Consider the following 13,151-nt stretch of genomic DNA (forward strand, 5'->3'; position numbering starts at 1 on the left):
GTTATTGTTGTAACCATTTGGCTTTTTTCGGATCGCCATGATAGATGTCGCGAATCCAGGCCATGATCAATAGCATGTCGTCGGTATTCAAGTTGACGTATTGTGGTCCCATCATGCCGTTCGCGCCGCCGAACAGCAGCTCGAACAGGCCCTTGTCGGTCGCGTTGGCAGGATAGGTCCAGTAGTCGTCTGCCAGGCCCGGCCCCAGTTTGCCTTCGGCTTCGTGGCCGTGGCAGCCCGAGCAGGCGGTCATGAACAGGTCATGGCCTTTTTTGACCGCTTCCGCGTCGCCGTTGTAAGGGTTTTTTCCCGTTTCCTTGAACTGTTTGAAGGCTTCGGTATCCCCGCCTTTCTTGGCGACGCTCAAATCCAGCACTTCGCCGGTGATCGCGTTATGGAAAGTGATTTCCGCGATCGCGACCGAGCTCAATAGGGCGAGGCTCAGCGATGTAGCGGCAAAAATGTGTGTCGTTTTCATAGTTTTCCAGGTTGTTTTTAATTATCCGGCTGATTCCGGTTCGTCCAGCAAAGGCATGCCTTCTTCTTCCAAGAGATCCTCGATATCGTCCTCGGCCTCTTCCAGCGCCTTGTTCAATTCCGCGAGCAGGGCAGGTTTGTCCTTGCGCACGCCGACCGAGGTGCTGTAATGATGGCCGACCTTCTGGCCGTCCGCGCGCTTGTTGTCGTCGGGGATCACGGTCATGGTCAGCGGTGACTGCGACGCTTTCACATAGCGCGCCGCCGCCGGTCCCCACAGTACCGCGATCTCGGCGTTGCCGGCAGCGACTTCGGATACCAGCTTCGCATGATCATATTTCACGTACTGGTTGCGCTTCGACTTGAAGCCGACCAGTTCCTGCGAATAGTTGAACATGTCGTTGTAGCGGCCTATCGCGCGCAGCATCGTTTCGGCCGGCGTTCCCGGCACGAAGGCGATCTTCTTGGCCTTGCGCAACGCCTCGCTGTTCCAGTTTTCTACTTCCGGACCATTCTCTTCGCGGGTAATGAACACGTAGCCGGAACGGTAATAAGGCCGGGTCGTCAGGACTCTCGGGTCGCCGGCGTCGACGCCCAACGTGACGTCGCACAGGCCTTTGTCGAGATAGTCCCGCACGTAATAGCGCGGGTCGGTCCAATAGACCATCTCGACCGGCCTGTTCAGGGTTTTGCCGAGCAGGGACGCGATCTTGTTTTCGAAGCCTTCGCCTTTTTTGTTCGAATACGGCATTTCGTCTTCGGCCGCGCAGACTTTTAACGGCTCCTGGGCCGTTGCCGGGGGATTGGCGGCGAGCAAGCCCGCCGTCAGGCTGAAAGCGGCCGATAACAGTTTTATTTGATCCATTTTGGGGTTTCTCTTGGGGTGCATATTGATCCGTGCGGATTCGTAGATTCGTAGGATGGGTAGAGGCGCTAGCCGAAACCCATCGATCAAAACCCATCAAGGAATAACTTGATGGGTTTCGCTTCGCTCTCGGCAACTGCTCCCTGCGTTGCCCTACCTCCTGCATCCTTGCAGTCGTACCCATCCTACGTTGTCTGCATCGATCAGCTATCCAGTGCGAAGACCATCACGCCGCCGCCCTGCTGGGTGTAGTGCGCGAGTTCCTTGAAGGCGCCCACCGCGCCCAAACCGGCTGTCGGATCCTGCAGGTCGAACACCAGGCCGACGCCCGGCCAGCCGCCGACGCCGTAATAGATCGCGACGTACTGCTTGCCGTCATGCCCGTAGGTGATCGGATGGCCGATGACGCCGGAAGGCAGCTTGAATTTCCACAGTTCCTTGCCGTTGCGCGAATCCAGCGCCTTGATGTAGCCGTCGAGCGTGCCGTAGAACACCAGGTCGCCCGCGGTCGCCATGGTGCCGCCCCAGACCGCGAATTTTTCCTGCACTTCCCAGTCGAATTTGCCGGTCACCGAGTTCATCGCCTTGACCTGGCCGAGCGTGCCTTTCGGGCCCGGATACATGTTCAGCGTCGCACCCACGAAGAACTGGCCTGCGCGATAAGGCAGCATGAACGGTTCCCAGTCCATGCAGATGTGGTTGATGCCCATGAAGAACAGGTTCTTCTCGGGATCGTAGGATTCGATACCCTGGTTGTGGTAACCCATCGCCGACGGGCAGATGCCCTTCGCCTGGTGGTCCATGTGGGTCGAATATTCGGGGTCGCGGACCGGCAGGCCGGTTTTCAGGTCGACCTTTTTGACCCAGTTGACCGTATCGTCGATCTTGAACGCGTTGACCAGGTCGCCGTTTTCGCGGTTCAGGGTATAGACCAGGCCGTTGCGGTCCGGGTGGGTCAGGAGCTTGGTCATTTTGCCGTCGACCATCTGCTCGGACAGGCCCATGTAGTTGACGCCCGCGTAATCCCATTCGTCATGCGGCGTCTTTTGGTAGCCGAATTTGGCCTCGCCGGTGTCGATGTCGCGGCCCCAGATGGTCATCGTCCATTTGTTGTCGCCGGGGCGCATCGTTTCGTTCCACGGCGCGGGATTGCCCGATCCGTAGTAGAGCATGTCCAGTTCGGGGTCGAACGCATACCAGCCCCAGTTGGTGCCGCCGCCGATCTTCCAGGCGTCGCCTTCCCAGGTTTTCAGGCCCAGGCCGAATTGGCCGTAGTGGGGGTTATGGCTGTTGAAGTCTTTGGACAGCTTGATGTCTTCGTCGGGCCCTGTCGCATAGACGCGCCAGGCCTGCTTGCCGTCCTTGATGTAATAGGCGGTCGCATAGCCGCGGACGCCCAGTTCCGCACCGGAAGAGCCGACGATCACCTTATCTTTCGCGACGAACGGCGCGATGGTCAGCGTCGAACCCATCGCGATGTCCGAGTTTTCCATTTTCCAGAGCAATTCGCCGGTTTTCGCGTGCAGCGCGACGATATGGCCATCCAGTTGGTTCAGGAAAACGGTCGCCGGATAGTCGGGACCTGCCGGCGCATAGGCCACGCCACGGTTGACTACGTCGCAGCAGGCGACCGCGCGCGCGGCCGGATTTTGCTTCGGCTTGTACTGCCACAAAATCTTGTCGGGGTTATTCAAATCGATCGCATAGACGTTGTTCGGATACGGGGTATGTACGTACATGATGCCGTCGACGACCAGCGGTCCGCCTTCATGGCCGTTCAATACGCCGGTCGAAAACGACCAGACCGGTTTCAGATGATGCACGTTGCGTGTATTGATTTGCGTCATCTTGCTGAAATGGGTCGCGCTGTAATCCTTGGTCTGCATGACCCAGTTGGTGTCTTCTTTCGACAGCCTGTCCAGTTCTTTGTTGGCCTCTGCCGGCAGCGCGGCCGCCAGAAACGCGCCGCCGCAAGCGAGCGACGCGGCGGTGCGGGTGATTTTGGAAATCCGCATAATTCCCCCTCCAAGGGTTGTTTTTATTGAGCTGAATTTGAAAAGCCTGGATCCGGCGCCTCGGTAAATCGGATATTCGGCCTTCTTGATCAAAACGTTCACAGGGGTACCGAAGCGCGGATCCGAGCAGGCGACATGGTAGCCGAGCGGGGGAGGCGGGCGTTACGGAATAAACCTTCAAATCGGCTAGGAAAAAATCCGAAAAATCGAAAAGAAAAATTCCTGGACGCGGTTTTTCGTGGGTTGAGACAAATTCCTATTTTCAGCTGTAGGGTACGCTGTGCGTACCATTGGGGGACTGAAACGGTACGCACAGAGTACCCTACAGCGGTTTGTGCCTTTTGGGGTAACCCAAGCTGGGCAAAAGGTGTATCACGAGGAATTCTCGTCAGGGTAATCAGGGGGGAAGTGAGATTACCCAGAGTCTTAACGGCATTTGAGGGTATGCCGGGCGCGAGACGGTATGGCGGCCGATCCGTGCTGCGAGACTCCGGTGTCCGGCTTTCGCGACGGGCTGGCCTATGCATCGCGCGATCGAAGGAGCGATGGCAGTAAACCATGGCAGGGCAGACCGTGCCGTTAAGCCGGCTCGGTTCGATTCATGCTCCCTCGACCGGCTCGGTCAGGGTATTTGCCGCCGGCCGGCAAGCCCGGCGTTTATTTTTCGAGCTTGCTCTTCAGGCCGTCCAGCCCGTTTTTCAGGAAGGCGGTGACCGCTTTGACCGCGGCTTCGTCGTTCAGTTTTTCCGGCGGGGTATTGCCGGTATCGCCGCGATAAAAGCGGCTTTTCATGGTCACGATCGATGTGCCTTCGGCCTCGCCCGTCTTGACCTGGATTTCCATCGAGTAGGAACTGGCCGGAAATGCCTCGATGTTTTCCTTTTTGAGCCGGTAGCTGTATTCATGGTCCTTGTCGCTGTAATAATCCAGTTCTTCGGTCAGCTGGCCGCCGTTGTGCAGAGTCAGGGTACGGACGCCGCCCGACTCGTGCTTGCCGTCGCCGGTGCTTTCCTTCACGTCCGGATGCCAGTCGGCAATCGTGCCGAACTCTTTGACCGCGTCCCAGACCTTTTTGAAGGGCGCATTGATCGTAATGCTTTCCAGCCCCTTTTGCGGCGTGGGTCCATGCGCCTGTGCGGCGAAAGGAAAGAGCAGGATGCCCAATAAAATGACGAATGATCGCTTCATGATGTCGTGTCCGTAATGAAATGGGCCATTATCGAAAGCTTTGCCGAAATCATGGAGGGGAATTTTCCCGAAAGAAAGCGGGGAGATTTCCTTTTTACGGTTGCGGCGGAAAGCGGTTGACATGAGACGCGCGTTACGGAACACTCCCGGCTTGTCGAAAACCGCTATTTCCTTAATTTCTACGATGCGTCCCCGAACGATGAGCCTGCGCTATCAAATCAATGTCCGAATTCTGTTGTCCTCGTTATGCATTCTGCTGCTCGGCGGCAGCATTGCGATCTGGCAGGCGCGGCAGGCGGTCAACGAAGAAATCGACGCCTCGGTCAATATGGCGGTGCGACTGATTCAGTTCGGTTTTTCGCAGACCTTGTTCAACGAAGCCGAGTGGCTAAGACGAATCAATTCGCTGAAGGAAACGCGCCATTTGGAGATCCAGCTGCAGGCGCCCTCGGGGCAGGTGCTGAACGTGGCGCAAAAAGAAACGGGAAAGTCCGATGCCGAACAGCCTCCGCAGTGGTTCATCGCGCTGGTCGGCGGCAAGCACAGCAAAACCGAACAGCCGATCGTCACCGCGGACGGCAAACAATTCACCCTGCTGATTCGGGCCAATCCGCTCGACGAGATTACCGAAGTCTGGGGCGAGAGCGTCACGTTTTTCATCTCGCTCTCGGTATTGGCGCTGCTGACTTTCCTGGCCGTGCATCTGGCTTTCGACAAGGCGTTGAAGTCGATCGCCATCATCGTGAACGCGCTGGAAAACATCGAAAAAGGCGATTATCGGCAGAAACTGCCGGAATTTTCGACGCTGGAATACGACAGCATCGCGAAGGCGATCAATCACATGACCGACGAATTGAACAAGGCGCAGCAGGAAAACCGCGCGTTGGCCCAGCATTCCCTGGAAATACAGGAAGACGAGCGGCAGCGGCTGGCGCAGGAACTGCACGACGAATTGGGGCAGTCCCTGACCGCGATCAAGGTGATGGCGGCCACCGCCGCGCACCGGAAAGCCGACATTAAGCGGACTACCGAGGCGATCGTCAACATTTCCGACCATTTGATGAGCGTGGTGCGTTCGATGATGCATCAGCTGCATCCTTTGGTGCTGACCGAACTGGGCCTGAAGGCGGCCATCGAGGATTTACTGAGCCATTGGGGCGCAAGGCATCCGGAGCTGCACTTAAGCCTGGATTGCTCCGATCAGGTGGAAGTGTTGAATCAAAAAATCACCATCCAGATTTTCAGGGTCGTTCAGGAATGCCTGACCAATATCGTGCGCCATGCACAGGCCAGTGAGGCCTCGATCGCGATCCGGATCGTCTCCGAACCCGAAGCGCGGTTGCGGCTGGAGGTGCGCGACAACGGCCGGGGTTGCGAATACGTTAACCTCAAGAGCGGTTTTGGGCTCCGGGGGATGAAGGAGCGCATCCAGAGCCTGGGCGGGGAGTTCAGCATCGACACCCGGGCGCAGCAGGGGATGCGGATTACTGCGAGCATCTCGTTGACGCGGTAAAAAAAGAGGTTTCGAAGGTTCTTCACGCAGGTTATTGTCCTGTCCATTTTGCACGGCGCACAATTTTGCCGAACTCTAATAAGGCTTGTTTAGGTTCTTTCTCCTTAATAGCATGGAAAGCGAAGCGACAGTTGCTCGTAAGGGAGGATTTTCTATCGGTTATGGCTGTGTTACCTTCACGTAATCAATATTCAATGTGGTTGGCAAACGTGCGTCGTTCGGAGTTCCACTCACACCACCTGTCTGCGTCTGGATGATGAGGAACATCGGATTGCCAAGGCGCTGGTTGCAGGTGCTCACCAAGGCGCCGTCCATATATTGTTTAATGCTGGATGCGGTCCAGACAGTCTTGTAAACATGCCAATCGGTATCTGCGGTAGGATAGACCGCATCACAACCGTTACCGATACCATAGCCCGGATTTGCGACATGGAACTGGCACCAGGGCGACGTAGTGTTGTAGCATTCCGTCATGTCAATCTCGGTATATCCGGGTGATCCGACGTCCGGACATGAATCAACGCCAGTATCTCCAGTGAAAGGGTTGGTGGTTTGGCAATTCGCCCCGAGCAGCCACGTGGCAGGCCAGGTATGAGTTTGGGAGCTTGGAAACTGCGCCCGTATCTCGACCGTGCCATAGGTAAAGCTGAAGTTTGACCATTGAATGTCGCCGGTGATGTAGGGCCATGATGCCGGCATATGCCACACCGTCCCGTCTGGGTGGAAGTCTCCGCATGTCCAGTCTTGGGCTTCTGTTGTGATCGTTGCAATCCCATTGGCGACCGACACCTGTTGCGGGATGTTACACTCGGTTTCATTCTGGAGGTATTCACCGTGCCGATTGATAACGGTCCACGCCGAGCTAAGGTACGTTCCTGAAAAATCGTCATAGAAAATGGTCTTCGGAGAGGGCGGAGGGGATATCACGGTTAGATCGGTCTCCGTAAGTTTTCCCTTGAGGCGAACTTTAGACAACGTGTCCTGGTGCCCGCTTTTGTCGGTCACACTTTTGGTTACCACCGTGCCAGTTACCGGCAATGTATTGCTGATTACGCTGAGATTATCCAAATTCATCTGGAACGGTATGGTATTCGTCACAGTTCCCGTCGGGCTATCGTCGTAGTTGTCGGCGTCGATGGGGTTCTCGTGCATATTTCCGTCGGCGTCCGACCCCGTGATCGCGGAGATGGAGACGGCTACTTGCTTCGGCGTCATTCTCAGCTTGATCTTTTCATACGCTTTTGTTGGACAGGAAAGCGAGTCGTTGATGTTTTTAGAACTGCACCGGCTGCCCGTCAGCGTAAAAATGGCCTTTGTGGAACCGGGCGCATACCCGGCAGCATCGCCCAGGGTGCCGCTGAAAGCGTAATGTCCTAGTTTTATATCGAACGGCGTAGTACCGTTGAACTGGCTGGGATCAAAGGCACCGGTGGAATCCGCTACAGGGATGGCCGCCTTCACCTTGAATTTACCGCCCGAATAGGGGGTACAAGAAAAGTTTCCCTGAATGTTTGAGCCCATACAAGCCCGCTTGTCGTTCCAGCTTTCGGTAAAATTAAGTACTGTTATTTCCTTTCGACTGGCTTGGTTTTCCGAAGTCGTTATAAAACCCTGATCCCCACGTGTGCTGGCGCGGACTTCGCTTAAAACAAGAACGGATAAAGCCCCGCAAACTGCCAGGAATAGATGTGGCTCCGCACTAAAATTCATAGCTTTAGTTCCTTTAAGGGACTGAGACCGAATATTGAACTTGCCCGCTGTTCAAATTCATAACCTTGATTCCCGTTCCTATCGACAAGTAGGGCAATAAAGCAAGAAATCGTTGGTTTTGGCCGATTTGAGTCCGCAAAGTTGGCTTATCTTTTCTCAATAACCGACCGCTCGAACTAAATATTAAGCTGATCAAATGGGTGTATCTGTACGGAAGCGCACAGAGCTGCGGAAAGATCAGGATGTTAATGAAATACGGAAATAAATTATCTCGCAGCCAATTGCATTGGAGGCGCTCGAAGTTCTGGTTGATCCGCAGGTTTTAAGATCGTAGGCGGATGCCGATAGGCCATCCGCCATCCGAAACCGACCAATAAAAGGCGGTAGGATGCGCTGAGCGAAAGCGAAGCGCATCGTTCGCGATTGATACCCTAAAGGGCACTCGGTGCGCCTCACGTTGTTCGGCACATCCTACATGACAGTTTGCCCGAGCGACAGTCAACTGAATGGAGCGTTGACCAGTCAACTATGTATTTTTGACAAAAAGGAGACGTAGGGCGCATTTGCGCGGCGTAATGCGCCCTACGTGGATGGGTTAATAAAACACCCTAAACGACCGCTGGATTTCGTCGAATTCGTACAAATACGGTCCGGCTACCTCGCGCTTGTTTGCGATCACGATCAGGTCGTGCGAGAACACCGAGGTGTTGTACCAGTTGAAGCTGCCTTCGATGACGATCGAATCGTCGATGATGCAATATTTGGAATGAATCGGCGAGTAAGGCACTTTGTGGTCGTCCTGGCCGTAGACCAGGCCGACCGGAATGCCAGTGTTCTTCAAGCGCTGCACCGACGGCAGCAAAGGGCGGGCGAGTTCTTCGGCCATGCTGCGTTCGACGCCGACGCGGCCTTCGCGCGCCAGATGGCCGTTGAACAGGATATGCACGTAGACGCCTCGGTGATGCGCCTGGATCAGCGCGTCGACCACGCTGTCGTGGTGGTCGCCCACCAGGTCGCCGATCAGGAACAGGCAGCATTTGATCGAATGGCGGGCGCGGTGGATTTCGGCCAGGATCGCATGGTGCGGCTTGTAATAACGGCCGTTCAGCATCGTATGGCGGCCGAACGTGTACAGCAGGTTGAACTGGCTGAAGGGGTCGATTCCATATTTCTGGATCACGCCGCCGCGCTGGCTTTGGAAGACGTTGTCGAGCAGCCGGCAGACGCCGCGCGAATGGAAGGTCATGCCCGATTCCCAGTTCGCCCACCAGCGGTCGAAAGTGATGTTGAAAGAGCCCAAGATGCAGTCTTCGTCGTTGAAGATGATGAATTTGGTGTGCATGTCCGGCTCGACTTCGATCAGATGATGTTTGGTCGTGCAGAACACGCCGACCATTTCGATGCCGGAGCGTTTCAGCCGCGCATAGTTCTGGCTGTTGGTCAGCGTCATCTTGCGCCAGTCGACGATGCACTGTACGCAGACGCCCTGATGGTGCGCGTGGATCAGGTGCGTGATGAAATCGCCGTCGTCGATGCAGTCGACGCTGACCTTGATCGTGCACAGGCGGTCCGGATTTTCGTACTTGCTGCGGATCACCTTGTCGATATGGTCGTGGATGAAGCGCTTCGGATGATAGGGATGGTAGAGCAGGCCTTTCGTGAACTTCGGCGTCAGCCGGAGCGATTCGAAATGGTGATTGTACCAGTCGACGTCGGTCTGCAGTTCGCCGGCGTTCAGTTCGTAAGTCCGGTAGGCGTTCGGGGTCGCCCATTCCGAGGTAATATGGCGGTGTTTGGGTTGGTCGTCCTGTAGCTGATGGCCGTCCATGTAGATGTAATCGTTCTGCGAGGCGATCGAATGTTCGTGCATATGCACGATGAACGAAAACTTGACGCAGTTGATCCGGCCGAAATGGCTCGACTCGGGATGGATATAAAAATCCCGGGTGCGGCGTTTGTGGCGGTCCCAGTGGATGTCGTAGGGGTCGGTATCGACGATGTAGGTCTCGCGGACATTGTGTTCGCGATAGACTTTCAGGATCACCTTGATATTGGCCTGTACGCCGTAATGGACGTCGAATTCGATCTTGCCCCAGCGAATATAAAACTTGTCGCCGAAGTCGTTGGCGCGCGCAAAGAAGCCTCCCAACTCGCCGTAGACGGGCATGGCAAAATGCTCAGCGATTTGCATCAAAATTCTCCATCGATAAATCAGGCCGGTGAAATCTATGGTTTGGCATAAGTGTTGAGTACCCGGTAAGGTCCTTATTTGGGTTCGAAAGTCATCAGGTAGCCACAATGGTCCGAAACGTGGCCGTAATCCTCGGGCGTAAACAATACCCGGCCGGAAGTGACGGACAAGCCGCTGTCTTTGTGCATGAAGATATAATCGATCCGGTAGTCGTCGGCAAGATAATGGCTCCAATGGGGATCGTTGACCCGGCAGATTTTCGAAGGCTCGCCGTGGGCATTCGCGGCCAGAAACTGATCTTCGTACTCGCCAGAGCCGATCACGTGGCGATAGCCTTGTGATCCCGCCGCGATATTGAAGTCGCCGCAGAGCAGGGTGCCTGTCACTTGGCCGGTGCGTTTGCCGGCAGCCCATTCGCGCAGCCGTTCGAACTGGTTCTGAAAGCCGTCCTCCCACCAGCTCAAATGCGCGGAGAAAATATTCAGTCGGCCGATATGCGGGGCCTCGACCTCGGCCATTACGACTTTACGCGCATGGATATTGTAGGGATCCTCACTTTCCGAGATATAACGCGATTCCGGATGCAGGAGCGGAAAGCGGCTCAGGATCGCGACGCCTTCGCGGTATTTGTTGAAGCCCAGATGCGACCAGTCGGAATATAGATGATAAGGCTTTTTAAGTCGGCTGCCGATGATGCGGGCCGAATTGCTGGGCCAGTCGCCGCGCCCGTCGTTCCAGAGTTCCGCAACTTCCTGGAAGCAGGCGACGTCGACGTCGAGCTCGTCGATCGCCTTGGCGATCGTGGAAAATTTTGCGTCCTGGTCGGCTTCCTGATAGCAGTGCAGGTTCAGGATCAGGATCTTGAGCGGCTTGCGGCGCGCCGCGTAATTGTTGCCGAAATTGTTGTCCCAGAAAGTCCGTCCGCGGCTTTCGACGGAGACCGAATACTGCACGCGAAACGCGTCGGCGGTTTTCAGCCAGCCTTTCCAGATTTGAGTGCCGTATTGATTTGGGTTGCGGGCGTTGCTGTGAAACTCTTTATCCCAATAGGCTCGTTTGAAATGGCAGGCGGTTTGATGCGTGTGGCGCCAGTTGTCGGTCGTCCAGTGCACGGTCACCTTTTCGGCCGCAAGCGGCTGTTCGACCGCGACAGTGACCGGCATGTATTTGCGGCTTTCGGGTAAAGCGGCGCTGAAATTCACGACCTGCACCGGCTGGCGCCCCGGCACGCGGATACCGGAGTCGGCCTGGCTGCGATAGTTTCGGCCGTGATTGTTGTCCCAATATTCGACTTCCTCGGCGCGGTAGCGCAATGAAAAAGTAATGTTGCCCGGCAGGGATTGGGCGGGTTTGAGCTGAAACTGAATATGCGCCTGCCAGAATTCCTTGTTCGGTTCGAGTGCGCTGTGAAAGCGTGCCGGCAGGTCGTGCCAGACACCGTCTTCGCCGGCCCAGTGTATATCCACCTGCTTGTGGTAGCTCAGATTTTCGACGACGATGAAGAACGTCAAATGCTGGCGCACGCCGCCTTTTTTACGGCTAATCACGTTTTCGACGTAATGCAGCTGGATTTCACTCATAGAATGTCATCTGGACGGATGCCCATGAAAGGCAAAAAGGAATGGTGGTAGGGTACGCTGCGCATACTTTTTTCCCAATTGTTATGTCGCGAGAGGGTACGCGCAGCGTACCCTACAATGGGGAATAGAGTATGGTATGCTCATCCTGAACGCGGAAGCGGTTCCATTGCGCTACAGGCTTTGGTATAAATCCAGATATTGGCTGGCGCTTTGCTGCCAGGAAAAATCCTTGCTCATGCCGTTGATCTGCATTTGCTCCCAGGCCTTCGGATTGCCGTACAGAATCGTGGCGCGCTTGACTGCCTCAAGCAGCGACCCCGCCGTGGCTTCGTCGAAGACAATGCCGGTTGCGGAATTATCGTTGATGGTTTGCGGCACCGCATCGACCACCGTATCGGCGAGGCCGCCGGTTCGCCGGACCAAGGGGAGGGTGCCGTAACGCTGGCTGTACATCTGGTTCAGGCCGCAGGGCTCGAAGCGCGACGGCATCAAAAATACGTCCGAGCCGGCTTCGATCGTATGCGCGAGCGCTTCGTCGTAGCCGATCGTGACCGCGATTTTCTCGGGATACAGCTGCGCATAACTCATTAGCTTGCGTTCCATGCTTTTTTCGCCGCTGCCGAGCAGGACGATTTGCAGCGGCATCTCCAGGATGGCTGGCAGCGAGTCCAGAATCAAGTCGATGCCTTTTTGTTCGACCAAGCGCCCGATCAGTCCGAACAGAGGAATTTCGTCGGTTACCGGCAGCGAGAAGCGTTTCTGCAGTTCGGTCTTGTTCGCATTTTTTTTCGCCAGGGTTTGCGCGGTGTAGGTTTGCGCGATGAGCGGGTCGCTTTCCGGATTCCAGTGCTCCAGGTCGATGCCGTTTAGAATGCCGCTCAGCACATGGTTGCGATACCTCAGCAGCCCTTCGAGCCCGTAGCCGAATTCGGGCGTCTGGATTTCCATCGCATAGGTCGGGCTGACTGTCGTGATCCGGTCGCTGTAGACCAGGCCGCCTTTGATGAACGAAAGCAAGCTGTGGAATTCGAGCCCCTCCGGGCTCAACAGCTGGCCGGGCAGATTCAGTGTCGCCGCGGTGCTGGTCGGAAACAAGCCTTGGTAAGCCAGATTGTGGATCGTGAAAACGGTCTTCGGCCGGTTATCTTCAAGCGACAGGAATGCCGGGACGAGGGCGCTCTGCCAATCGTTGCAGTGCACGACGTCGGGCTTCCAGTCCTGATGCACCCGGTCCATCGCGACCTCGACCGCAACCCGGCAGAACAGCGCGAAACGTTCGGCATTGTTCTCCCAGGCGTTGCCGTTTTCATCGACGTAGGGATTGCCCGGATAATTGAAAAAAGTCGGATAATCGACCAGCCAGACCAGAATGTTGCTTTCCGGCATGCGGGTTTCGAGAATGTTTATGCTCCGGTTATCGACACGCAGCGAACAAACATACCGGACGTTGCCGAAGGTCTTGAGCGCCTGGTAATAAGGTATCAGAATCCGGATATCCTGCGACAGTTCCGCCAGGGCTTTGGGCAAGCTGCCGGAAACATCGGCGAGGCCGCCCGTCTTGATCAACGGATGCGCTTCGCTGGTGACAAAAAGAATTTTTTTCATGCAGAGA

At 55.9% G+C, this 13,151-nt stretch carries 9 protein-coding genes; 1 reads left to right on the forward strand and 8 read right to left on the reverse strand.

From position 1 onward, the window contains the following. Nucleotide 1 precedes the first annotated feature (1 nt). The 4 genes from moxG to JJL52_RS04250 all read right to left on the reverse strand — a co-directional run bounded on the left by moxG (nucleotide 2) and on the right by JJL52_RS04250 (nucleotide 4,545). On the reverse strand, nucleotides 2-478 hold the full coding sequence (gene moxG, locus JJL52_RS04235; protein WP_202051151.1) for a cytochrome c(L), periplasmic: 477 nt from the start codon (nucleotides 476-478) through the stop codon (nucleotides 2-4). Between the two features lie 21 nt (nucleotides 479-499). Further along, nucleotides 500-1,342 carry a methanol oxidation system protein MoxJ gene (moxJ, locus tag JJL52_RS04240; RefSeq protein WP_202051152.1) on the reverse strand — a complete coding sequence of 281 codons (843 nt, stop codon included), beginning with the start codon at nucleotides 1,340-1,342 and terminating at the stop codon, nucleotides 500-502. A 203-nt stretch (nucleotides 1,343-1,545) separates the two neighbouring features. Next, nucleotides 1,546-3,357: a methanol/ethanol family PQQ-dependent dehydrogenase gene (locus JJL52_RS04245; RefSeq protein WP_202051153.1), complete on the reverse strand. Its 1,812-nt coding sequence runs from the start codon at nucleotides 3,355-3,357 to the stop codon at nucleotides 1,546-1,548. A 657-nt stretch (nucleotides 3,358-4,014) separates the two neighbouring features. Beyond that, nucleotides 4,015-4,545, reverse strand: a complete 531-nt coding sequence (locus tag JJL52_RS04250) for an SRPBCC family protein (RefSeq protein ID WP_202051154.1) — start codon at nucleotides 4,543-4,545, stop codon at nucleotides 4,015-4,017. A 199-nt stretch (nucleotides 4,546-4,744) separates the two neighbouring features. Here JJL52_RS04250 and JJL52_RS04255 point away from each other — a divergent pair, with 199 nt between their 5' ends. Further along, the gene (locus JJL52_RS04255) at nucleotides 4,745-6,058 is read left to right on the forward strand and encodes a LapD/MoxY N-terminal periplasmic domain-containing protein (protein ID WP_202051313.1); all 1,314 of its coding nucleotides are present in this window, start codon (nucleotides 4,745-4,747) and stop codon (nucleotides 6,056-6,058) included. A gap of 159 nt (nucleotides 6,059-6,217) precedes the next feature. On the opposite strand, the gene JJL52_RS04260 is transcribed toward JJL52_RS04255, so the two are convergent. From JJL52_RS04260 to glgA, 4 genes are all read right to left on the reverse strand, one after another. After that, nucleotides 6,218-7,768, reverse strand: coding sequence for a glycoside hydrolase family 16 protein (locus JJL52_RS04260; protein WP_202051155.1), 1,551 nt, complete (start codon nucleotides 7,766-7,768; stop codon nucleotides 6,218-6,220). 595 nt (nucleotides 7,769-8,363) lie between these two features. After that, nucleotides 8,364-9,959, reverse strand: coding sequence for a phospholipase D-like domain-containing protein (locus JJL52_RS04265; RefSeq protein ID WP_202051156.1), 1,596 nt, complete (start codon nucleotides 9,957-9,959; stop codon nucleotides 8,364-8,366). Between the two features lie 74 nt (nucleotides 9,960-10,033). Then, nucleotides 10,034-11,539: an endonuclease/exonuclease/phosphatase family protein gene (locus JJL52_RS04270; RefSeq protein WP_202051157.1), complete on the reverse strand. Its 1,506-nt coding sequence runs from the start codon at nucleotides 11,537-11,539 to the stop codon at nucleotides 10,034-10,036. A gap of 171 nt (nucleotides 11,540-11,710) precedes the next feature. Then, a complete protein-coding gene (glgA, locus tag JJL52_RS04275; protein WP_202051158.1) occupies nucleotides 11,711-13,144 on the reverse strand; it encodes a glycogen synthase GlgA in 1,434 nt (477 codons plus the stop codon). Nucleotides 13,145-13,151 lie beyond the last annotated feature (7 nt).

This window comes from Candidatus Methylomicrobium oryzae (genome assembly GCF_016745425.1).
Classification (GTDB): domain Bacteria; phylum Pseudomonadota; class Gammaproteobacteria; order Methylococcales; family Methylomonadaceae; genus Methylomicrobium; species Methylomicrobium oryzae.

Coding starts and splice junctions, on each gene's coding strand:
- JJL52_RS04260 (WP_202051155.1), bottom strand. CDS start 7,768: ATGAATTTTAGTGCGGAGCCACATCTATTCCTGGCAGTTTGCGGGGCT.
- glgA (WP_202051158.1), bottom strand. CDS start 13,144: ATGAAAAAAATTCTTTTTGTCACCAGCGAAGCGCATCCGTTGATCAAG.
- JJL52_RS04255 (WP_202051313.1), top strand. CDS start 4,745: ATGAGCCTGCGCTATCAAATCAATGTCCGAATTCTGTTGTCCTCGTTA.
- JJL52_RS04245 (WP_202051153.1), bottom strand. CDS start 3,357: ATGCGGATTTCCAAAATCACCCGCACCGCCGCGTCGCTCGCTTGCGGC.
- moxG (WP_202051151.1), bottom strand. CDS start 478: ATGAAAACGACACACATTTTTGCCGCTACATCGCTGAGCCTCGCCCTA.
- JJL52_RS04265 (WP_202051156.1), bottom strand. CDS start 9,959: ATGCAAATCGCTGAGCATTTTGCCATGCCCGTCTACGGCGAGTTGGGA.
- moxJ (WP_202051152.1), bottom strand. CDS start 1,342: ATGGATCAAATAAAACTGTTATCGGCCGCTTTCAGCCTGACGGCGGGC.
- JJL52_RS04250 (WP_202051154.1), bottom strand. CDS start 4,545: ATGAAGCGATCATTCGTCATTTTATTGGGCATCCTGCTCTTTCCTTTC.
- JJL52_RS04270 (WP_202051157.1), bottom strand. CDS start 11,539: ATGAGTGAAATCCAGCTGCATTACGTCGAAAACGTGATTAGCCGTAAA.